Source organism: Streptomyces sp. NPDC103540 (assembly GCF_055584445.1).
The window spans coordinates 289,205-310,818 of the sequence record NZ_JBVJMA010000004.1 but is presented as its reverse complement, the minus strand read 5'-3'; the positions used below and the strand labels follow the sequence as shown (position 1 = coordinate 310,818).

Annotated in this window: 19 protein-coding genes; 2 read left to right on the top strand and 17 right to left on the bottom strand. The window is 73.5% G+C overall.

From position 1 onward, the window contains the following. Positions 1-79: 79 nt before the first annotated feature. The 14 genes from ACZ6ZI_RS12240 to ACZ6ZI_RS12175 all read right to left on the bottom strand — a co-directional run bounded on the left by ACZ6ZI_RS12240 (position 80) and on the right by ACZ6ZI_RS12175 (position 16,820). Positions 80-1,078: an ABC transporter ATP-binding protein gene (locus ACZ6ZI_RS12240; protein ID WP_469519082.1), complete on the bottom strand. Its 999-nt coding sequence runs from the start codon at positions 1,076-1,078 to the stop codon at positions 80-82. After that, positions 1,075-2,118, bottom strand: a complete 1,044-nt coding sequence (locus ACZ6ZI_RS12235; protein WP_469519079.1) for an ABC transporter ATP-binding protein — start codon at positions 2,116-2,118, stop codon at positions 1,075-1,077. Before ACZ6ZI_RS12235 ends, ACZ6ZI_RS12240 begins: the two co-directional genes overlap by 4 nt. Further along, positions 2,118-3,104 carry an ABC transporter permease gene (locus ACZ6ZI_RS12230; protein ID WP_363052857.1) on the bottom strand — a complete coding sequence of 329 codons (987 nt, stop codon included), beginning with the start codon at positions 3,102-3,104 and terminating at the stop codon, positions 2,118-2,120. The genes ACZ6ZI_RS12235 and ACZ6ZI_RS12230 overlap by 1 nt, the downstream gene beginning before the upstream one ends. Next, complete coding sequence (locus ACZ6ZI_RS12225) at positions 3,101-4,159, bottom strand: ABC transporter permease (protein WP_469519077.1); 1,059 nt, start codon at positions 4,157-4,159, stop codon at positions 3,101-3,103. The genes ACZ6ZI_RS12230 and ACZ6ZI_RS12225 overlap by 4 nt, the downstream gene beginning before the upstream one ends. A 22-nt stretch (positions 4,160-4,181) precedes the next feature. After that, positions 4,182-5,927 (bottom strand): ABC transporter substrate-binding protein, encoded by a 1,746-nt coding sequence (locus ACZ6ZI_RS12220; RefSeq protein ID WP_469519074.1) that lies wholly within the window; start codon positions 5,925-5,927, stop codon positions 4,182-4,184. A 353-nt stretch (positions 5,928-6,280) separates the two neighbouring features. Beyond that, positions 6,281-6,991, bottom strand: coding sequence for a GntR family transcriptional regulator (locus tag ACZ6ZI_RS12215; protein WP_469519072.1), 711 nt, complete (start codon positions 6,989-6,991; stop codon positions 6,281-6,283). Positions 6,992-7,052: 61 nt separating this feature from the next. Continuing rightward, complete coding sequence (locus tag ACZ6ZI_RS12210) at positions 7,053-8,033, bottom strand: ornithine cyclodeaminase family protein (RefSeq protein WP_469519071.1); 981 nt, start codon at positions 8,031-8,033, stop codon at positions 7,053-7,055. Continuing rightward, complete coding sequence (locus tag ACZ6ZI_RS12205) at positions 8,030-9,070, bottom strand: proline racemase family protein (protein ID WP_469519068.1); 1,041 nt, start codon at positions 9,068-9,070, stop codon at positions 8,030-8,032. Before ACZ6ZI_RS12205 ends, ACZ6ZI_RS12210 begins: the two co-directional genes overlap by 4 nt. Continuing rightward, positions 9,067-10,071: a proline racemase family protein gene (locus ACZ6ZI_RS12200; RefSeq protein WP_469519065.1), complete on the bottom strand. Its 1,005-nt coding sequence runs from the start codon at positions 10,069-10,071 to the stop codon at positions 9,067-9,069. Before ACZ6ZI_RS12200 ends, ACZ6ZI_RS12205 begins: the two co-directional genes overlap by 4 nt. 181 nt (positions 10,072-10,252) lie before the next feature. Further along, on the bottom strand, positions 10,253-11,179 hold the full coding sequence (locus tag ACZ6ZI_RS12195) for a dihydrodipicolinate synthase family protein (protein WP_469519063.1): 927 nt from the start codon (positions 11,177-11,179) through the stop codon (positions 10,253-10,255). Positions 11,180-11,314: 135 nt separating this feature from the next. Further along, on the bottom strand, positions 11,315-12,808 hold the full coding sequence (locus ACZ6ZI_RS12190; protein ID WP_469519060.1) for an FAD/NAD(P)-dependent oxidoreductase: 1,494 nt from the start codon (positions 12,806-12,808) through the stop codon (positions 11,315-11,317). Then, a complete protein-coding gene (locus ACZ6ZI_RS12185) occupies positions 12,789-13,106 on the bottom strand; it encodes a (2Fe-2S)-binding protein (RefSeq protein ID WP_469519057.1) in 318 nt (105 codons plus the stop codon). Before ACZ6ZI_RS12185 ends, ACZ6ZI_RS12190 begins: the two co-directional genes overlap by 20 nt. Then, complete coding sequence (locus tag ACZ6ZI_RS12180; protein WP_469519054.1) at positions 13,106-14,305, bottom strand: NAD(P)/FAD-dependent oxidoreductase; 1,200 nt, start codon at positions 14,303-14,305, stop codon at positions 13,106-13,108. The genes ACZ6ZI_RS12185 and ACZ6ZI_RS12180 overlap by 1 nt, the downstream gene beginning before the upstream one ends. A gap of 112 nt (positions 14,306-14,417) precedes the next feature. Beyond that, positions 14,418-16,820 (bottom strand): collagenase, encoded by a 2,403-nt coding sequence (locus ACZ6ZI_RS12175; RefSeq protein ID WP_469519051.1) that lies wholly within the window; start codon positions 16,818-16,820, stop codon positions 14,418-14,420. A gap of 171 nt (positions 16,821-16,991) precedes the next feature. Here ACZ6ZI_RS12175 and ACZ6ZI_RS12170 point away from each other — a divergent pair, with 171 nt between their 5' ends. After that, positions 16,992-18,362: an aminopeptidase P family protein gene (locus ACZ6ZI_RS12170; RefSeq protein WP_469519048.1), complete on the top strand. Its 1,371-nt coding sequence runs from the start codon at positions 16,992-16,994 to the stop codon at positions 18,360-18,362. Positions 18,363-18,786: 424 nt separating this feature from the next. Beyond that, a complete protein-coding gene (locus ACZ6ZI_RS12165; protein WP_469519046.1) occupies positions 18,787-19,332 on the top strand; it encodes a hypothetical protein in 546 nt (181 codons plus the stop codon). Positions 19,333-19,408: 76 nt separating this feature from the next. Here ACZ6ZI_RS12165 and ACZ6ZI_RS12160 read toward each other — a convergent pair whose 3' ends face one another. The 3 genes from ACZ6ZI_RS12160 to ACZ6ZI_RS12150 form a co-directional block, all read right to left on the bottom strand. Continuing rightward, positions 19,409-19,783 carry an ankyrin repeat domain-containing protein gene (locus tag ACZ6ZI_RS12160; protein ID WP_469519044.1) on the bottom strand — a complete coding sequence of 125 codons (375 nt, stop codon included), beginning with the start codon at positions 19,781-19,783 and terminating at the stop codon, positions 19,409-19,411. A gap of 231 nt (positions 19,784-20,014) precedes the next feature. After that, positions 20,015-20,446 (bottom strand): RidA family protein, encoded by a 432-nt coding sequence (locus tag ACZ6ZI_RS12155; protein WP_363052828.1) that lies wholly within the window; start codon positions 20,444-20,446, stop codon positions 20,015-20,017. Then, complete coding sequence (locus ACZ6ZI_RS12150) at positions 20,443-21,567, bottom strand: acyl-CoA dehydrogenase family protein (RefSeq protein WP_363052826.1); 1,125 nt, start codon at positions 21,565-21,567, stop codon at positions 20,443-20,445. The genes ACZ6ZI_RS12155 and ACZ6ZI_RS12150 overlap by 4 nt, the downstream gene beginning before the upstream one ends. Between the last annotated feature and the right edge of the window lie 47 nt (positions 21,568-21,614).

The following is a 21,614-nucleotide window of genomic DNA, read 5'->3' as shown; positions in this document are numbered from 1 at the left end:
TACGGTGCTCGACGCGCACGCGGAAGGGCCCCGGAGGCTTCATCGGCTCCGGGGCCCTTCCTCTTCCCGTGGATCCCCGTCAGTCACCCGGGAAGTGACACGCCACCTCGCGCGAGGCGGCCGTTCTCAGTACCGGCCGTTCGGTGCGGCAGACCTCCTGCGCCTTCGGACAGCGCGGGTGGAAGCCGCACCCCGGCGGCGGGGAGGCCGGGCTCGGCGGATCACCGAGGAGCACGATCCGCTCGCGCCGCCGCTCCGCCGCCGGGTCGGGCAGCGGGACCGCGGACAGCAGCGCCCGGGTGTAGGGGTGCTGCGGGTCCTCGTAGAGGGACCGCTTGTCCCCGATCTCGACGATCCGGCCGAGGTACATGACGGCGACCCGGTCGGACACGCGCTTGACCACGGACAGGTCGTGCGCGATGAACACGTAGGCGAGGCCGAGTTCGGCGCGCAGCCGCTCCATGAGGTTGACAATCTGCGCCTGCACCGACACGTCGAGGGCGGAGACCGGTTCGTCCGCGATGACCAGCCGGGGGTTGGTGGCCAGCGAGCGGGCGATGCCGATGCGTTGGGCCTGTCCGCCGGAGAACTCGTGCGGATAGCGGTCGATGTGCTCGGGGATCAGTCCCGTCAGCTCCATCAGGTCGGCGGCCCGGCGGCGGGCGTCGGCCGCGCTCCACCCCTGGACCAGCAGCGGGTCGGAGATGATGCGGGCCACCGTCTGGCGGGGGTTGAGGGAGGAGTGCGGGTCCTGGAAGACCATCTGGATGTTCCGGCGCAGGGGCCGCAGGGCCCCCTGCGAGAGCCGGCTGATGTCCCTGCCCTCGAACGTCACGCTGCCGGAGGTGGGCTCCAGCAGCCGGACCAGCATCCGGCCGGTGGTGGACTTGCCGCAGCCCGACTCCCCGACGAGCCCCAGGGTCCGGCCGGCCTCCAGGTCGAAGGAGACCCCGTCGACGGCCCGCACGGGCGCCCCCCGGCGCCCGGTCAGGGTCCGCTTCCCGGGGAAGGTCATCGTCAGGTCGCGTACGGACAGCAGGGGCGCGGCGGCGCCCCCGGCGGGCGGGTTCTGGCTCATCGGGCCGCCTCCTCGGCGCTACGGGTCCCCGCGCCGGCCGGCCGCGGGTCTCCCGGGAAGTGGCAGGCGACGCCGCGCTCCGGGTGGTCCCCGTACGTCTCGAACGGCGGACGCGTCCCGGTGCAGGCAGCGGCGGCGCGGGGGCAGCGCGGGGCGAAGGCGCAGCCCGGGGCGGGGGCCAGCAGGGACGGCGGGGAGCCGGGGATGGAGGGCAGGGGGACGTCGTCGGCCGAGTCCAGGCGCGGCAGGGAGTCGAGCAGTCCGCGGGTGTAGGGGTGGGCGGGGTCGGCGAACAGCGCGTCGACGGGGGCCTGTTCGACGGCCCGGCCGCCGTACATGACGAGCACCTCGTGGGCGACGCGGGCCACCACGCCCAGATCGTGGGTGATCATGACGACGCCGAGGCCGCGTTCCTGTTGGAGGCGGGCGATCAGTTCCAGGATCTGGGCCTGGACGGTGACGTCGAGGGCGGTGGTGGGTTCGTCGGCGATCAGCAGGTCGGGCTCGCAGGCCAGGGCCATGGCGATCATCGCGCGCTGGCGCATGCCGCCGGAGAACTGGTGCGGGTACTCCCCGGCGCGTCGGGCGGGTTCGGGGATGCCGACCTCGCCGAGCATGTCGACCGCGCGTCTGCGCGCGGCGGCCCGGCCGGCCTTGAAGTGGACCCGGAAGTGTTCGGCGATCTGCTCGCCGACGGTGTAGTAGGGGTGCAGGCTGGAGAGCGGGTCCTGGAAGATCATGGCCATCCTCCGGCCGCGCACGGCGGAGAGTTCCTTCTCGCCGAGGCCGTTCAGTTCCCGTCCGGCGAGCGTGACGGAGCCGGTGACCTCGGCGCCTTCGCGGTGCAGGCCCATGACGGCGAGGGAGGTGACGGACTTGCCGGAGCCGGATTCGCCGACGATGCCGAGGGTGCGTCCGGCCTCGACGGTGAAGTCGAGGGAGTCGACGGCGCGGACGGTGCCGCGCGGGGTGGTGAAGGTGACGCGCAGGTCGCGGACGTGGAGCAGCGGGGCGTCGGGGGTGGCGGTGGGAGGGGGCATCAGTACCTCACCCTCGGGTCGATGACGGCGTACAGGAGGTCGACGACGAGGTTGGCGACGACGATGAAGAAGGCGGCCAGCAGGGTGACGCCGAGGACCACCGGCTGGTCGGAGTTGACGAGCGCCCCGTAGAAGAGGCGGCCGATGCCGGGCAGGCCGAAGATGGACTCGGTGATGACGGCTCCGGCGAGGAGGCCTCCGAGGTCCATGCCGAAGATGGTCAGGATGGGGGTCATTCCGGAGCGCAGGCCGTGTTTGACGACGACGGTGCGCTCGGGCATGCCCTTGGCGCGGGCGGTGCGGATGTACGGCTCGGCCATCGCCTCGATCATCGAACCGCGGCTCTGGCGGGCGTACATGGCGGCGTAGAGCAGGGCGAGCGCGATCCAGGGCAGCAGGAGGTTGCCGGCCCAGGCGAGCGGGTCGTCGGTGAGGGCGCGGTAGGTGGGGTACGGCAGGAGTCCGGCGATGCGGATGACTCCGTAGATGAGCATGACGGAGGTGAAGTAGACCGGCAGGGAGGCGGCGGCGACGGCGCCGACCATCAGGGCCTTGTCGGTGGCGGAGTCCTTGCGCAGGGCGGCGGTGACGCCGGCGCCGAGGCCCAGGACCATCCACAGGACGGCCGCGCCGAGGGCGAGGGAGGCCGAGACCGGGAGCCGGTCCATCAGCAGGTCCCAGACGGGCAGGGAGTTCTCGTACGAGTAGCCGAGGCAGGGGAAGTCGCAGTGCAGGGCGTACTGGCCGGTGCCGAGGGTGCGGCCCGTGAAGATGCCGGTGACGAAGTCCGCGAACTGTCGCCACAGGGGCTGGTCGAGGCCCAGGTGGACGCGTACGTCGGCGAGGCGTTCGGCGCTGCACGTCTTGCCGCAGGCGGCGGCGGCCGGGTCGGAGGGCAGGACGTAGAAGATGAGGAAGGTGACGGCGGCGATGGCCAGGAGCACCGCGGCCAGGGCGATCAGGCGGCGCAGGAGGTAGAGGATCACGTGCGGCCGCCCCTCGGGTCGAGGATGTCGCGCAGGGCGTCCCCGAGGAGGGTGAAGGCGAGCACGGCGAGGAAGAGGAAGACGCTCGGGATCACGAAGTACATGGGGTCGGTCTCGTAGAAGGCGACGGACTCGGCGATCATCTGGCCCCAGGACGGGGTGGGCGGGCGGACGCCGACGCCGAGGTAGCTGAGCGCGGCCTCGGTGCTGATCATGCCGGGGATCAGCAGGGTGGTGTAGGCGATGACCGGTCCGGACACCCCGGGGAGGATGTCGCGGGTGAGGATGCGCCAGGAGGTCGCGCCGCCGACGCGGGCGGCGTCGACGTACTCGCGGTGTTTGAGGGAGAGGGTCTGGCCGCGGACCACGCGGGCGACGCCGGGCCAGCCGAAGAGGCCGATGACGGCGGTCATGAGCACGATCCGGTTGACGTCCTTGGCCACCGACAGCATCGCGATCATGAAGATCAGCGAGGGGAAGGACATGGTGAGGTCCATCAGCCGGGAGAGCGCGGCGTCGACGCGACCGCCGAAGTAGCCCGCCGCGATGCCGGCCGCGGTGCCGGTCAGGACCACGATGGCGGTGGCGGCGAAGGCGATGAGGAGGGAGACCTGGGCGCCGTGGACGACGCGGGCGAACAGGTCGCGGCCGGTGACGGGTTCCACGCCGAGCCAGTGCTCGGCGCTGATGCCGCCGAGGGAGCCCAGCGGTTGTCCGCCGAGGTAGGGGTCGATGGCGGTCTTGTCGAACTCGTCCGGGGACCAGCCGCCGAGCGCGCCCAGCCAGGGCGCGGCGACGGCCATCAGGACGAACAGGAGGACGACGCAGAGGCTGACGCGGACGGCGGGGCGGCGGCCCAGTTCCCGTCGGGCCAGTTGCCAGGGGCTGCTGCCGGGGGCCGTCGCGCGGGCGTCCCCCTCGCGGGCGGCCTCCTTGGCGATGGCCTCCTTGGCGATGGCCTCCTTGGCGACGGCCTCCTCGCGGGCGGTCGGGGCCGGTGCGCCGTCCGGGGCCGGGGGCGTGGGCCCGCCGGCGTCCGGTGCGGTGGTGGTCATGGTGTCGTCGGCTCCGGCTTCCTCAGCCCTGGCTCTTCGACGGGTCCTTGAGGCCGACGGTGGCGTAGTCGATGCTGCCGGTCCACACGGGGTGGCCGTAGGCGCCCGCGACGTTGGGGCCGACCAGCAGCGGCTTGCGCTCCAGCAGGAGCGGGACGGACGGCGACTTCTTCATGATCTCGGCGTCGAGGTCGATCCAGGCCTGGTTGGCCTGCCTGGCATCGGCCATGGCGTTGATCTCGTCGATCCGCTTCATGGTGGCCTCGTCGCGGAACTGGCTGTTGTTGCCCTGGTTGCCCTTCTCCTTGATGGTGCGTCCGTCGAAGACGAAGGGGATCCAGGTGGAGCCGGAGGGGTAGTCGGGACACCAGCCGGAGAGGGTCATGTCGGGGGTGGTGGAGAGGTCGCCGATGACGTCGTAGTAGGCGCCGGGGTCGATGGTGTCGACGACCACCTCGACGCCGGCGCGGGCCAGGCCCTGCTGGAGGGCCTCGGCCTTGCCCTTGTCCCCGGTGGAGACGGCGAGGGAGACCTTCAGCTTGTCCTTGCCGGCCGCCTTGAGGAGTTCCTTCGCCTTGGCCGGGTCGCCGGCGGCGGGGATCTTCAGGGTGTCGGCCTGCTTGCCGCCGGAGAGGGCGGGCGGCAGGTAGGCGGTGGCGACCTCGTTGAGGGCGGGGCCGCCGCCGGCGGTGATGACGGCCTCCTTGTCGACGGCGTACTGCATGGCCTCGCGGACCTTGGGGTCGTCGAAGGGGGCGCGGGAGTTGTTGAGGTGGAGCATCTCGGTGCAGCCCTGGGACTCGGCGAGGAGGCGGGCCTTGACGTCGGGCTTGGGCAGCACCTTGGGGGCGCTCTCGGGGCGCATGTCGGCGTACTGGACGGTGGAGGCGTCGGCGCCCTCCCCCGCGATGATGCGGTCGTCGATCTGGCCGCCCTTGAGGCCCATGACGACGACGAAGCGGTCGGGGTAGGCCTTGCGGACGGTGTCGGTCTTCGGGTCCCAGTGCTCGTTGCGGACCAGGACGAGCTTCTTGTCGCGGTCGTACGAGTCGATCCGGTACGGGCCGGAGGAGAAGGGGCGGGCGTCGTACTGGGTGCCCTTCTCCTGCGACTGCGGGACGGGCGCGAAGGTGGGGAGGGTGGCGGTCGCGGAGAACTCGGCTACGGGGCGCTTGAGTTCGAAGACGATCGTGCGGTCGTCGGGGGTCTTGATGGAGTCGAGGTGCTGCCCCTGGAGGGGGCCCTTGTAGCCCTCGGTGCGGGCCAGGTACTGGGCGGCGTAGTCGGGGCCGCCGGTGAGGTCGGGGGCGAAGGAGCGCTCGACGTTGTACTTGATGTCCTGTGCCCTGATCGGGGTGCCGTCCTCGTACTTGACGCCCTCCTTGAGGGTGAAGGTCCAGGTCTTGCCGCCGTCGGAGGGGGTGCCGAGGTCGGTGGCGAGGTCGGGGACCAGTTCGCTGCCGCCCTTGCCGGGTTCGGCCTTGAAGGTGACGAGGGTGCGGTAGAGCAGGCGGGTGCCGAAGTCCATGGCCGGCATGACCCAGTTGCGGGCGGGGTCGAGGTGGGCGAAGTCCTGGTTGGACAGGACGGTGAGGGTGCCGCCCTTGACCGGGGTGCCGCCGAGGATCTTCCCGTCGTTGGCGGCGGCGGGGTTGACGCCGCCGCCGCTCGCCGCGGGGGCCTTCGCGTTGTCGGAGCAGCCCGATGCGCCGAGTGCGAGGGCCGCCACCAGGGCGGTGGCGAGGGCGAGTTGGGTGCGCTTGGTCATGGGTCACTCCAGTGAAGGGCCGCGCTCTATGATGTGACCGGTAACATAGTAATGTGAAATTGTACTGACAAGGGGTTGGCGGCGCCGTTATCCAGCCGTGTCCAAATCGGCGCGGTCCAGGGCCCGTTGACGCGACCCGATGCGGTCCGCGGGCGCCGGTCCGCGGTCCGCGGGCGCCGGTCCGCGGCCGGGCTCCCGAAGCGTCGGCCGGCGCGCACGCGGAAGCGGCCGGCGGGAACCCCCGCCGGCCGCTCGCGACCCACTTCTCCACCCGCGCCCGTCGCGCGTACGCGGGTACGGTCCCGCCCTCGACCCCGACGCGGGCCCGAGGGCCCCGGAGGGCTCCGGAAGTCCTAGACGCCCGAGCCGAGACCGCCGGACGGGCGGCCCACGGGTTCGTCACGGCCCTGGGCCCAGAGGGAACGGACGTGTCCGAGGTGGCGCTGCATGCAGGCCTTGGCCGCCTCGGCGTCGCCCGTGAGCATCAGGTCGAGCAGCTCGATGTGCTCCTCGGCCGAGGAGACCAGCTTGCCCGCCTCGTCCAGGCCCGTCAGGCCGTACAGGCGGGAGCGCTTGCGCAGGTCGCCGACGGTCTCCACGAGGCGGTCGTTGCCCGCGAGGGCGAGGAGGCCGAGGTGGAAGCGGCGGTCCGCCTCCAGGTAGCCGATGAGGTTGTGCTCGCGCGCGTTGGCGACGATCTCCTCGGCCACCGGACGCAGGGCCTCCAGCTGCTCGGCCGTGGCGATCTCGGTGATCCGGCCGATGGTCGGGACCTCGATCATCGTGCGCAGTTCGGTGTACTGGTCGAGGTCGCGCTCGCTGACCTCGGTGATGCGGAAGCCCTTGTTGCGCACGGGCTCGACCAGGCCCTCGCGGGCCAGGTCGAGCATGGCCTCGCGCACGGGCGTGGCCGAGACGCCGAGTTCGGCGGCGAGGCCGGGCGCGGAGTAGACGCTTCCCGGGCGCAGCTCGCCCGCTATCAGGGCCGCTCGGAGGGCGTGGCCGACCTGGTCGCGGAGCCGTTCCTGGGCCTTGATGAGACTGTTCTGCTTCAGGTCACCCATGTGCTCTTCCTCCGAGACCCCCGACACCGCCACAGTTGGGCAGGAGCACCAGCGTACAATGTCACGTTGTGCCATCTGCTCCGGCGGCCTCGTAGAGCGCGACCGCCACGGCAAGATCTTCCCAGGCCATGCCGACGCTCTTGAAGAGCTGTGGACAACCCGCCCGCCCTCCCGCGGGAATCCGCTCCGCGACCAGGTCGGCCAGGGTGGCGGTGATATGACCGGGCCCGATGGCCCCCTCCGCCTCCGGCACCAGCAGGTCCCCCGCCTCCCGCAGCGCCGCCGCGCGCGATTCCACGTACACGGCGGACCGCCGCACCAGGGCCGTGTCCGTCTCCCGGGCGTCCGGCTCGTGCGAGCCGACCGCCACCACCACCGCCCCGTCGGGCACCAGGCGCCCGTCGAACAGCGGTTCGCGCGTGCTGGTGCAGCAGACCACCAGGTCCGCCTCCGCCACCGCCTCCGACGTGCCCGTCCGGGCGTCGGCGCCGAGCGAGCGGGCGTGCGCGACCAGCAGGCCCGCCCGCCCGGGATCCCGGGCCACGACGATCACCTCCGCCAACTCCCGCAGCTCCAGGATCGCTTCGAGGTGCCCGTACGCCTGCGGCCCCGAGCCGAACAGCACCAGTCGCAGCGCCCGCCCGGTCGGGGCCAGTCGCCGCAGGGCCAGCGCGGAGACCGCCGGGGTGCGCAGCGCGGTGAGGGCCTCGCCGTCCATCAGGGCCAGCGGGCGCAGGGTGGGACCGTCGAGGAGGAGGTAGCCGCCGGTGATCCGGGGCAGGCCGCGCGCCGGGTTCCCGGGGGCGACCCCGGCGATCTTGACGCCCGCGTACGCCTCCGACGCGGCCGGCATCAGCAGGAGTTCGCCGCCGGGCGTGGCCACGGCGGTGCGCCGCGGGCAGCCCTCCGGGTCGAGTCCGGCGCGCAGGGCGTCGGCCAGGGCGTCCGCGGCCCGGGCGGGGGTGAGCAGCGCGGCCGTCCGCTCCGCGCCGAACTGCGGCAGCGGGGCGGCCGGGGTCGACGTCGACGCCCGGCCCGTCACAGGGTGAAGCCCGCGGCGAGGGCGTCGTGCGGGTCGACGGTGAAGAGGTGCTCGCCGGTGCGGTAGGCGGTGCCGGTGACCTCGGTGACCCCTCCCGCGAGGGCGCGACCGGTGAACACCGTGCCGACCACCGACTCGTGGAGCAGGTCCTCCCCCGCCCCCAGGCGCCCGTCCTCGGCGAGCAGCGCCAGCCGGGCCGAGGTCCCGGAGCCGCAGGGCGAGCGGTCGACCTGCCCGTCGGCGAAGACGGTGACGTTGCGCTGGTGCGGGCCGAAGGGGGTGTCGCGCAGTTCCTCGTGGAGGATCACCCCGTACACGCCGGAGAGCAGCGGTCCGTCGGGGTGCCAGGTCGCGGGGTGGGTGGCGAGCGCCGAGCGGATCTCGCGGCCGACGCGGACGAGTTCGGGCAGGCAGGCCCGGTCGACCGTCAGGCCCAGGTCCCGGGCCGCGACGGAGGCGTAGCAGGCGCCGGCGTGGGCGATGTCGACCTCGGCCATGCCGAGGGTGGTGGCGACGGGTACCTTGCGGGCGCCCACGCGGGCCGGGACGTTGCGGAAGGTGACCCCGGTGGTGCGGCCGGCGGTCCGGTGGACGGTGGCGGCGACCCGGCCGGAGGGGACGTCGATCCGCACCTCGACGTCCCCGTCGGCGGGGGCCGCCACCCGCCCGGTGTCCACGGCCCAGGCGCCGAGCGCGAGGGTGCCGTGGCCGCACGCGGTGGACCAGCCGTCCTTGTGCCAGAACAGCACCCCGAAGTGGGCGCCGTCGTCGTCGGGCGGCACGACGAACCCGCCGTACATCCCGGCGTGCCCGCGCGGCTCCTGCACGAGCAGGCGTCGTACGTCGTCCAGCGGGCCCCGGCGCGGGGCGGTGCCGGAGCCGCCCGCGCCGATGACGGTGGCGCAGCGTTCGGCGACGGTGTCCCCGGGGGCGGGGGCGACGGGGTCGGTGGTGAGGTCGACGATCCGGAAGGGTTCGCCCGCCGTGTGGTAGTCGGTGGCGCGGACGCCGGTCGGCGCGGTGGGTGGGGGCGTCACAGCAGGAACCCTCCCGGGAAGGGGTCGGACGGGTCGAGGAAGTACTGGGCGGTGCCGGTGATCCAGGCCCGGCCGGTGACGGTGGGGACGACGGCGGGCGCCCCGCCCACGGTGGTCTCCCCGATCAGGCGGCCCGTGAACTCGGTGCCGATGAAGGACTCGTTGACGAAGTCGGTGTCCAGGGGCAGCAGCCCCCGGGCGTGCAGCTGGGCCATGCGCGCGCTGGTGCCCGTCCCGCAGGGCGAACGGTCGAACCAGCCGGGGTGGATGGCCATGGCGTGCCGGGAGCGGCGGGCGTCGGAGCCGGGGGCGGCGAGGTAGACGTGCTTGACGCCGGCGATGGCGGGGTCCTCGGGGTGGACGGGCCGTCCGGGCGAGGAGTTGATCGCCTCCATGACGGCGAGGCCGGCCGCGAGCAGGTCGTCCCCGCGGGCCCGGTCGAAGGGCAGCCCGAGGTCGTCCAGTTCGACGAAGGCGTAGAAGTTGCCGCCGTAGGCGAGGTCGTGGGTGACCGTCCCGAAGCCGGGGACGTCGACCTTCAGGTCCAGGCCGACGCAGAAGGAGGGGACGTTGGTGAGGGTGACGGCCGTGGCGGCGCCGTCCTCGACGCGGACGTCGACCGAGACGAGCCCTGCCGGGGTGTCGAGGCGGACGGTGGTGACCGGCTCGACGACCGGGACCATGCCCGTCTCGACGAGGACGGTGGCCACCCCGATCGTGCCGTGCCCGCACATGGGCAGCAGTCCCGACACCTCGATGTAGAGGACGCCGAAGTCGGCGTCGGGTCGGGTGGGGGGTTGCAGGATGGCGCCGCTCATCGCCGCGTGGCCGCGCGGCTCGTACATGAGCAGGGTCCGGACCCGGTCCGAGTGCGCCATGAAGTGGAGCCGTTTCTCGGCCATGGTGGCGCCGGGGATCACCCCGACTCCCCCGGTGATCACCCGGGTCGGCATGCCCTCGGTGTGCGAGTCGACCGCGTGGTAGACGTGACGTGTGCGCATCGGGTGCCCCCTCCTGTCTGCGGGCCGGTGGCCGGCCGCTCGTCGGTCCCCCTGGGGGACGGCCCGGATCACCCCGGATCGTCCCGGATCATTTCCCCGGATCCCGCCGGTCGGGCCCGCGGCGTCGGGACGTGATGCCGAACGACGCGGGCCGGTACGGGCCGGATCCGGAAGGGAGGGCCTAGTGGAGTCCCTCGGCGAGGGCCTTCTCGGTGGCGGCGCGGACGGCGGCGTCGATCTCCCCGGTGAGGGGGAAGCGCGGCGGGCGGGTGGCTCCGCCGGGGCGTCCGGCCAGGTCCATGGAGAGCTTGATGGCCTGGACGAATTCGGTCTTGGAGTCCCAGCGCAGCAACGAGTGCAGGGACCGGTACAGCGGCAGGGCCGTGTCGAGGTCGCCGGCGACGGCGGCCCGGTAGAGGGTGGCGCAGGAGCGCGGCAGCGCGTTGGGGTAGCCGGCGATCCAGCCGACGGCGCCGGCCAGGGCCAGTTCGAGGAGCACGTCGTCGGCGCCGATGAGCAGGTCGAGGCCCGGGGCGAGTTCGGCGATCTCGTAGGCCCGGCGGACGTCGCCGCTGAACTCCTTGACGGCGACGATGCTGCCGTCGCCGTGCAGTCGGGCGAGCAGGTCGGGGGTGAGGTCGACCTTGGTGTCGATGGGGTTGTTGTACGCGACGACGGGCACCCCGGCGCGGGCGACGTCGGCGTAGTGGGCGCGGACGGTGACCTCGTCGGCGCGGAAGGCGTTGGGCGGCAGCAGGAGTACGGAGCCGGCTCCGGCCTCGGCGGCCTGTTCGGCCCAGCGGCGGGCCTCGGCGCTCCCGTACGCGGCGACGCCGGGCATGACGCGGGCACCGTCGCCCGCGGCCTCGACCGCGGTGCGCACGACCCGGGCCCGCTCCTCGTCGGTGAGGGTCTGGTACTCGCCGAGGGAGCCGTTGGGGACCACGCCGTCGCAGCCTTCGGCGATCAGCCAGGCGACGTGTTCGGCGTAGGCGTCGTAGTCGACGCCGAGGTCCTCGCGCAGGGGCAGGGCGGTGGCGACCATGATGCCGTGCCAGGGGCGGGTGCGGGTGTCGGGACGGGGCGCGGGGGTGGGCGCGTGGGTCATGGGTGGCTCCCTAGTGTGGTGTGTGACATTTTACTAGTGGGTGCGAGTCGGCCACAAGGGCCCGGAGGGGCCCGATCGGCGGCCGGACGGGGGAAGTTCGGTGGTGGCGACCACGCCGGGGTCGCGGCGCGCGGGCTACGGGGCCGGCGGCGTCTCCGGCAGCGCCGCGAGGTGGCGCAGCGGGACCGGGCAGGACAGCGGTCGGCGGTCGGCGGTCGGCTCCGCCCCCGCGAGGGCCGCCACGGCGGGGCCGCACATCCGCCCCTGGCACCAGCCCATCCCGGCCCGGGTGAGCAGTTTGACCGTACGGGCGTCCCGCGCGCCGAGGTCGCGGACCGCCTCGCGGATCGTGCCCGCCGGCACCTCCTCGCAGCGGCACACGTCGGCTCCGTCGGTCAGCCAGTCGGTCCAGCCGGATCCGGGGCGGTGGGCGGCGGCCATCGCCCCGGCGAAGGCCCGAAGCCGGGCGCGGGCCCGCCCGAGGCGGGCGGGCACGGACCGGCCGGCGATGGCGTGGGCGGCGATCTCCCCTTCGGTCAGCGCCAGTCGGGCCCCGCCGATGCCTCCGGTCTCGCCGGCGGACCAGATCCCGGGGACCGAGGTGCGCTGCGCGGCGTCCAGCTCCAGGGCGACCGTGCCGTCGGGGGCCGGGCGGGTGGCGCAGCCGAGGCCCGTGGCCAGTTCGAGCTGGGGCACGAGCCCGTGGCCCACCGCGACCGCGTCGCAGGGCACGCGCCGCGCGGTGCCGGGCACGGGGCGCCAGTCGCGGTCCAGGCGGGTGAGGGTGACGGCCTCGACCCGGGCCCGGCCGTGGGCCTCGGTCACGGCGTGCCGGGTGAGCAGGCGGATGCCGTGGCGCACCAGGGCTCCGCCGTACGTGGCGCCTTCGGCGAGCTTGCCGGGGTTGCGCAGCAGGGCCGCGGCGCCGGAGGCGTAGCCGGTGTAGGAGGCGGCCTCGACGACGGCGGGCACGCGCGCACCGGCGGCGGCCAGCGACCCGGCGACGGCGAGCAGCAGGGGGCCGCTGCCGGCGACGACGATCCGCCGGCCGGGCAGGACGAGACCGCCCTTGAGCATGGCCTGCGCCCCGCCCGCGCCGATGACCCCGGGCAGGGTCCAGCCCGGGAAGGGCAGTTGGCGCTCGTGGGCGCCGGTGGCCAGGAGCACGTGGCGGGCGCGCAGGGTCGCGGCGGCCTCCTCGGGGCCGGCGACGGCGTGCAGGATCCAGCCGTCGCCCTCGGGGAGCACCGTCCAGACGTGGTGCAGCGGCAGGTAGGCGACCCGGCCCGCCGACACGTGGGCGCGCAGGGCGGCTTCGCGGGCGGCGAAGGCCCGCCAGTCGTGGTGCAGGGCCTGGGGGCGGGCGGCTCCGAGGCCGGGGGCGGGGTGGCGGTAGTACTGGCCGCCGGGGCGTTCGCCGGCGTCGAGCAGGGCGACCCGCAGGCCGAGGTCGGCGGCGGTGACGGCCGCGGCGAGGCCGGCGGGGCCGGCGCCGACGACGGCCAGGTCGTGCGTCGCGGCGCGGGCGGGGGGTTCGGCGCGACCCGGTGAGGCGGACGGTGGGGCGGCCGGCGCGGCGGACGGTGGGGCGGACGCGCCGCGGGACGGTTCAGACGGCGAGGTCGCCATGGCCGGTGCCCTCCTGGGTGGTGACGGCGTCCCCGGGGCGGGCCGGGACGAGGCAGGCGCGCTGGTTGGGGCGGCCGTTGACGGTGACGAGGCAGTCGTGGCAGGAGCCGATCCCGCAGAACACGCCGCGCGGGGCGCCGCCCTCGCGGGTGGTGCGCCAGGCGAGGATCCCGGCGGCCCACAGCACGGCGGCGACGGACTGGCCGGGCAGGGCGGGCAGTTCACGACCGTCGAAGGTGACGGTGTGCGCGGGCTCGGGGGCGCCGCCCACCAGGGAGCGGGGGCTGCGACGGCGCATCAGGGGTTCCTCCTCGGAACGCTACGGGACCGCCCGTCCGGCGGGCTCTCCCCCTCCGGGGCCCCGTCGAACCGCTCGGGGCGGAACGGGTGCGCGGACAGCGGGGGTTCACCGCCCGTGAGGGCGGCGGCGAGGAGCGCGCCGGTGGCCGGGGCCAGGCCGATGCCCGCGCCCTCGTGGCCGCAGGCGTGGAACAGCCCGGGGACCCGGGGGTCGGGGCCGATCGCCGGGAGGTGGTCGGGCAGGTAGGGGCGGAAGCCGTGGTAGGTCCGCATGACGCGGACGTCGGCCAGTACGGGGAAGAGCGCGGCCGCCTGCGCGGCGAGGCGGCGCAGGGCCTGCGGCGACAGGCCCCGGTCGAACCCGACGCGCTCACGGGTCGCGCCGATCAACACCGGCCCCGCGGGCGTCCCCTCGACCACCGCCGAGGACTGGAGCGCGGCGGAGTCGCTGGCCACGTCCGCGATGTAGTCGGCGGCGTAGACCTTGTGGCGGACCACCCGGGGCAGGGGTTCGGTGACGAGGACGAACCCGCGGCGCGGCAGGACGGGCAGGGTGGTCCCCGCGAGGGCGGCGACCTCCCCGGCCCAAGTGCCCGCCGCGTTGACCACGGCCGGGGCCAGGAGAGTCCGGGCCGCGGTGCGCACGCCGCGCACGGCGCCGTCCGAGGTGAGCACCTCGACGACCTCCTCCCCCAGGTGGGTGCGGGCACCGGAGGCGGCGAGCAGCCGTGCGGCGGCCTGCGCGGGCTGGACCTGGGCGTCCTGCGGGTAGAGGAAGCCTCCGGCCGGGCCGGGGGCCAGGTGCGGTTCCAGCTCGCGCAGCGCGTCGCGGTCCACCTCGACGGCCTCGACCCCGCGGGCGCGCTGGCCCTCCGCGAAGGCGCGCAGGGCCTTCAGGGTGGTCTCCTCCGGGGCGACGACGAGGCCGCCCTTGGCCTCGTACTCCGTCTCGGCGGGCAGGACGTCGGCCAGCTCGCGCCACAGGCGGGTGGACAGGAGCGCGAGGTCGAGTTCCGGGCCGGCCTCCTTGTCGGAGACCAGGAGGTTGCCCTCCCCGGCGCCGGTCGTACCGCCGGCGACGGGGCCGCGGTCGACCACGGCCGCGGAGAGGCCGGCGGCGCGGGCGTAGTACGCGCAGGCGGCTCCGACGACGCCGGCGCCGATGATCACGACGTCCGGGGATGGGGTCTGGGACACGGCAGTAATATGTCACATTCTTTAGAAGGTTCCCAGTGACTCCTGGGGTGCCCCGGCCGGTCCCGCCCCCCGTTCGGGTCCGGGACCGGCCTGGGGCCTGCGGCGGCCGGGATCAGCCGCGCAGCGGGCCCTCGCAGTTGTAGGAGGAGGTGCCCGCGGTCTTGTTGGACCAGATCTCCAACGGCCCGAAGGAGCAGTTCATGTCGGCCAGGTTGTTCGAGGCGGCGCCCGCCCGGTCGAGGATGAAGTAGTCCACCGTCTCGGACATGTCCTTGAAGTTCTGGTCGTCGCTGCGCCAGTTCTTCAGGTTCGCCGTGATCCGCCCGGTACAGGTGAAGCGGCGCTTGCCGGGCTCGCCGTTCTCCACGCAGTCCGGGGTGTTGTAGGTGGCCGTCGCGAAGGAGGACTTGACCGAGGCGAGGGCGGAGTCGCGCAGCTGCTCGTTCGGGGTGAAGGTGGTGTTCGGCACGAACAGCTGGTCGACCTTGGCGATCTGCGCGTCCAGGAAGCGGTTGTAGTCGCGCTGGAGGTAGGAGTCCGAGCCCATCCGCACGCGCCAGGCGTCGTATCCGGCGACGTCGTTGTTGCGCAGGTGCGTGTACATCTCGCGCAGCGCCGAGGGCTTCTCCGCCCACAGGAACTCAAAGAAGGTGCCGGCGTAGCTGTAGAAGCGGAATCCGTCGCCGTCGTAGGTGGCGTTGAGGATCTCTTGCACCGTCATGCGGGGTCCGCCGCCCGCGGTGTCGCCGATGATGCTCTTGACCAGGGACTTGCGCACGGCTATGCCGTTGTCGCGGGTGGCGCCGTCGAAGAACTCGGCGGTGCCCTCGTCCATGGCCGTGGTCCGGTCGCCCTCGTACCAGGGGCCCTGGCCGAAGAAGCCGGGGACCGCGAAACGGCCGTTGAGGTAGTGCGTGTACTCGTGGCGGAAGAGCTCTTCGAGAGTGAGCGAGGAATCCTGGGGGACGCGGCGCTGGTAGGTGTAGAAGGTGGCGCCGTTCTCGATGTAGATGCCGCCGTTGTTGGTGTCGTACCCGGTCAGGATCGGGTGGTAGTTCTCGTAGTCGGCGCGGGAGGCGTAGAGCACGATGTTCAGCGTGGCGTTCGGGTCCCCGGCGAGCGGCTGGTCGGTGCCTATGACGCGGTGGAACTGCGACTTGACCTGCTTGCTCGCGTAGTAGAGCTGGTCGACGGTGGCCCGGTCCAGGGCGGTGCGGACCTTGATGGCGCCGCCGTCGTAGGAGTAGGTGTACGGGAAGATCTGCTTCTCGATGTCGTCCTTGCACACCGCGTACGGCTTGCAGGCCTCGTAGAAGTTCAGCCAGGACACGAGCTTGGCCCACGGTTCGCTGCCGAAGTCCGCCTTGACCGGGCCCAGCAGGGCGCCGAGGTCGGCGACGACGGAGTCCCGCAGGCCCGCGATCTGGCCGAAGCGGCCGTACTCGCCGAGCGCGTCGCGCACCACCCAGGCGTTCGCGGTGCCCTTGAGGTGGGTGTACCCGGCGAGGGCCTTGAAGGCCTCGCGGTAGGAGGGGTCGGCCTTGGCCGCCGCGTGGAAGGCGGCGTCGTTGTTGCCCGGGTAGACGCCCAGGTAGTTGGTGGACAGCGCGGCGAGGGCGGCGCCTCCCCAGCCGGGGTCGCGGTTGGTCGCCGGGTGGGAGGCGTCGAGGGTGGCCAGGACCTTCTTGATCAGGCCGAGCTGGTGCTGGCGCAGGCCGGGGCCCGCGGCGTAGAGGGCCTCGCGCAGGGTGCGGGCGTTGGAGGGCGTCGCGTCGAAGGTGCGCGCGGCGTTGCCGAAGTCGTCGATGGCCTTGCGGACGGCGGCGACGGTCGGGGCGTCGGTGGTGTCGATCTCGTCGCGCGAGAAGTCGTGGTAGGCGACGGCGTGCAGGTACGTGAACATCTCCTCCAGGTGGGAGGAGTTGGCGCCGTCGTGGGCGGCGGCCAGGCCGGATATGCGGCGGGCGACCGCCTGGACGTGGGCGTCGGACATGACGGGCGCCAGTCGGGCGTCCCAGGTCCAGATCAGCCCGCGCAGGCAGCCGTCGGCGAGGACGGCCTGGTCGCCGAGGAAGTCGGCGAACTGCTCGGGGCCGAGGCCGGTGATCCCGTCGAGGGTGCAGGGGACGCCGCCGGCCACGCTCCGGGCGGTGGGCGCGGCCGCCGCGGCGCGGCTCTTCTCCGCGCGTTCGGCGGAGGCGGTGGAGTTCGGCGTGGAGACGGCCGGGGCGGCGCCGGGGATCCGGCCGTCGGAGGCGGCCTTGCCGCCGGGGGCCGGCGCGGGGGCGGCGACGGGCTGCCGGGCGTCGGCCACGTGCTCGACCTCGTCGAAGGGGTTCGGCGCGGTGGAACCGGGGGCCCCGGAGGCGAAGGTCGCGGGCGCGGTGGCGCCGTTCGCCGCCACGGGGGCGCCCCGCTCGGCGGCCTGGGTCACGGCCTGGCCGGCGGTGGCGAGGAGGGTGACCGCGACGGCGGCGGAGAGGAGGGAGGTACGCACGGCTCTGTGCTGGGACACCGAAAACTCCTGGCGTGGAGGGGAGTGGGGGAAATCTGCGTGAACTGCCCTGCTTCACGCGGCGTTTGACGGGGATTAACGTGCCGCGGTGTGAGCTGTAACATAGTAATGTGAAATTGCACTGGCAAGACCTGTGCGCCCACCAGTTCAGCGCTTCTTGAGGGAGCCTCCGTGACAGACACCCGCTCGCGCCTCAACATCGGCAGCCACGACCTGCCGGTATCGGCGGAGTTGTCCCGCTTCATGGCGGGGAATTGGGCGGCATCACCGCTCTCCGCGTCCGCTCGCGTGCCCGCCCACGCCGTCACCCCCGCTCGCCGGGCCAAGCTCTCCGCGCGCTTCCCCGGCGAGCGGCTCGTCATCCCGGCCGGCGAGCTGAAGGTGCGCACGAACGACTGCGACCACCGCTTCCGCCCGCACAGCGCGTACGCCTGGCTGACCGGACTGACGGGCGAGGACCAGGTGGGTCACGTCCTGGTGCTGGAACCGTCCGGGCCGCACGGTCACGAGGCGGTGCTGTACCTGCGGCCGCGCTCACCGCGCGCCGACGGGAACGAGGAGTTCTTCCGCGACCGCCGCTACGGCGAGTTCTGGGTCGGCCGCCGCCCGGACCTGGCCGAGGCCGAAACCCTGACCGGCATCCGCTGCGCCCACCTCGACGCCCTCGGCTCGCCTCCGGCCCGCCGCGCCGACACGGACGCCGAGCTGGCGAGCGCCCTGTCCGAACTGCGCCTCGTCAAGGACGCCTGGGAGGTCGAACAGCTCCAACTGGCCGTGGACCACACCACCGCCGGGTTCGAGGACGTCGTACGGGCCCTGCCGCGCGCCCTCGCGCACCCGCGCGGGGAACGCTGGATCGAGGGCGTCTTCGGCCTGCGCGCCCGGGCCGAGGGCAACGGCACCGGCTACGAGACCATCGCCGCCTCCGGCGCGCACGCCTGCGTACTGCACTGGATCCGCAACGACGGCCCCCTCGACCCGAACCACCTGCTGCTCCTCGACGCGGGCGTGGAGACCGACACCCTCTACACCGCGGACATCACCCGCACCCTGCCGCTGTCCGGCCGCTTCTCGCCGGTCCAACGCCAGGTGTACGAGCTGGTCCTGGCCGCCCAGGAGGCCGGCATGGCCGCGCTGCGCCCCGGGGCGAGCTTCCGGGACTTCCACCGCGCCGGCATGCGGGTCATCGCGGAGGGCCTGACGGAGTGGGGGGTGCTCAAGGACGCGGACGGCGACCTGCACCGGCGCTACACCCTGTGCAGCAGCGGGCACATGCTCGGCCTCGACGTCCACGACTGCGCCAAGGCCCGCGCCGAGACGTACCTCGACGGGGTCCTGGAGGAGGGTCAGGTCCTGACCGTCGAACCCGGCCTGTACCTCCAGCCCGACGACGAGACCCTCCCCGCCGAACTGCGCGGCATCGGCGTACGCATCGAGGACGACCTGGTCGTCACCGCCGACGGAGCCCGCCTGATGTCGGGGGCCCTGCCGCGCACGCCGACGGCCATCGAGGAGTGGATGGGCAACCTCCTGAACGGGTAGGGCGTGTCCGACAAAAGATCCTCTGGCTCGTGGAGTCAGAGGATCAGCGGGGTTGGGAGGATTCCGGAACGGTGGCGGCCGGCGAGCCGATCGGACCTGGTCGCGATCGCACGGAACCGCTTGGGAGGGGCAAAGCGCGCTCTGCCGCGACCAGGTCGCGGTCACGGTGGATCGCCTTGTCGAAGCCGGGACCACGGCCACCGTGAAGCTTCGGCCAATAATCGCCTCGCCTCCGCCGCGCCCGGATTCCGCTTGTGTCGCGGCATCGGCCGGCGCCTGCAACGGCAGGGGTCCAGCGCCCCTTCCCCACGGTTCCGGGCGGGGGGTGAATGCCGGCCACATAGGCTCTGACTTGCAAAAACGCTCTCCGGGTCGAGTGCGGCCGCCTAAGATCGACTCCCAATCACATGGGGGATACATCCTTATGAACAAGCACCTTCTCCGGGCCTCCGCGGTCGCCGCAGCCTCCGTCGTCTTCTCGGGGATCATTTCCGTCTCGCAGTCCGCCGCCGCGGCGCAGACCTGCTCAGCGGCCGATGCCAACGGGCGGATCCAGTCGATGCCGGGCACGATCCCCGAGGCGCAGCTCTACGTGCCGACCTGCGTCGAGGCCCTCCCGGGCAACAAGGTCCGCGGGAAGGCGACCGTCAACTGGGGCTTCATCAACGACGGCGAGATCGACAACAGCAAGCGCTTCGCCTCGTTCAAGGTCACGACGCGGCTGGAGAGCCGTGTGCCGGGCGGCACCGACGTCGTGGTCAACAGCAAGACCTGTGACCTCACGGCCGACATCAACGCCACGAACAACGGCGCTTTCACCTGCCTGAGCCCGGAGGCCACCTTGGACCCGAGCAAGCAGTGGTCCGGCGACGCGACGGTCGTCTACGACATCGAGGGCGACAAGAAGGGCGCCATCACCTGGCAACTGGTCGGCTCGCCGCTGATGAGCCAAGGCGTGTCCGGCACGTAGTCACCTGGCTGGTCCGCTATCGGACAGGTCGTGGTGTCGTGACCGGAACACCCGCCCCCCGGGGGCGAGTCCGGGCCTACCGGCTCCGTCTGCGGAACCACGGCGCACCGCGCGGGCGGTCGGCGGCGGCGGTGGCCTCGGTGATGCGGTCGATCAGGCGGTACGCGATGTCGTGGCCGTGGAAGTCGGCCAGGTCGACCGCGCTCATCCGCCCGGGTGGCCGCGGTATCGGATCCGCCCCGTAGGCCAGCAGAATCACGGTGAGGCGACTGTCGATCGGGCTTCCCGACCGAAGCGCCGCGTCACCCTCCAGGTCGATGGCGTGCTCCAGCAGGGTCACCCCACTACAGACCTCGTTCACGCCCGCCCCCTCGTCGAGGAGGCGGATCAACCCGTCGAAGTCGCCCGCCTCGACGGCCTGATGCGCGGGGGTCCAGGAGTTCTCGGTCATCCGGCCTCGCATCCTACGGGCCGTCGGGGTCGAAGCGGTCGGAGACGGCGATCACACGGTCGGGCCGTGGGCCGCGCGCGTCGAGCGGTGGCGCGGCCCGGCCGCTCGGCGCGACGGGACCGCCACCACCCATCGCGCCGATCCCCCACCCCGCCCCGGCTCCGTCCGGTCGGCAAGGCATCCGGACGGACCGCCCGGGCGGCAGCGTGGGGAAGGGAGGGGGCCGGGTCGTCAGGGGAGGACCGCGATGCCGTCGAGTTCGAGGAGGGCCTCGGTGTCCCAGAGGCGGACGACTCCGACCACCGCCATCGCCGGGTAGTCCCGGCCCGCCAGCGCGCGCCAGATCCGGCCCAGCTCGGGGGCGTGGGCGCGGTACGCCTCCACGTCCACCGCGTACACCGTCACCCGGGCCAGGTGCGCCGGGGCGCCGCCCGCCGCCGCGAGGGCGGTGAGGAGGTTGCCTAGGGCCCGCTCGAACTGCGCCGGCAGGTCCTCCCCCACGACCTTGCCTGAGCCGTCCAACGCGGTCTGCCCGGCGAGGAACACCAGCCGGCCCCCGGTGGCGGTGACGGCGTGCGTGAATCCCGTCGCGGGCGACAGCTCCACCGGGTTGATCCGCTCCAGGCCGCCCGCGCCCGGCGCGTCGGCACGGTCGGGGCTCATCGGGCCGCCACCTCCCGGTAGAGCTCCTTCGCGATGATGCTCCGCTGCACCTCGCTCGCCCCCTCGTAGATGCGGGGGGCGCGCACCTCCCGGTACAGGTGCTCCAGCAGGTGGCCGCGCCGCAGTGCGACCGCCCCGTGCAGCTGCACGGCGTGGTCCACCACGTACTGGGCGGTCTCGGTGGCGAGGAGCTTGGCCATCGCCGCGCGCCTCGGCACGTCCGGGGCGCCCCGGTCGTAGGCGCCCGCCGCCGCGTAGACCAGCAGGCGGGCGGCCTCGGTGCGGGTGGCCATCTCCGCCACGCGGTGCGCGACCGTCTGGAGGTCCGCCAGCACCCCGCCGAAGGCGGTGCGGTCGCGGGTGTGGGACAGGGTCGCGTCCAGGGCCGCCCGCGCCATGCCGACGGCGAACGCGCCCACGCTCGGCCGGAAGAGGTTCAGCGTCCGCATCGCGACGGCGAAGCCCTGCCCGGGCTCGCCCAGGACGTCCTCGGGGCCGACCGGCACCCCGTCGAAGGACAGGGAGCCGATGGGGTGCGGCGAGAGCATGTCCAGGGCCCGGCCCGTGAGCCCCGGACGGTCGCCCGGCACCAGGAAGGCGGTGACGCCCTTCGCCCCCGGGGCCTCGCCCGTGCGGGCGAAGACCGTGTAGAAGTCCGCCTCGGGGGCGTTGGAGATCCAGCACTTCTCCCCCCGCAACCGCCAGCCGGAGCCGTCCGGCTCCGCCGCCAGGGCCAGGGCCGCCGCGTCCGAACCGGCCCCCGGCTCGCTGAGCGCGAAGGCCGCCACCAGCCGGCCCGAACGCACCCCCGGCAACCACCGGTCCTGCTGGGCGGTGGTGCCCGCGCGCAGCACCGGGTCCGCGCCCAGACCCTGGAGGGCGAGGGCCGTCTCCGCCTCGGTGCACCCGTAGGCGAGGGATTCGCGCAGCAGGCACAACTGCAACGCCCCGGAGGTGAACACCCGGTCCAGCAGGCCCAGTTCCCCCAGTGTCGCCAGCAGCGGCCGGTTCACCCGGCCGGGTTCACCCTTCTCGGCGAGCGGCCTGAGCCGCTCGCCCGCCATGGCGCGCAGACCGGCGCACCATTCCTCTTCTTCCGCCCCGAGCGCGAATCCGGTCATCCGAATGCCCCAGTCTTATCGCGTCCTGTTGACTGCCGTCACCATCA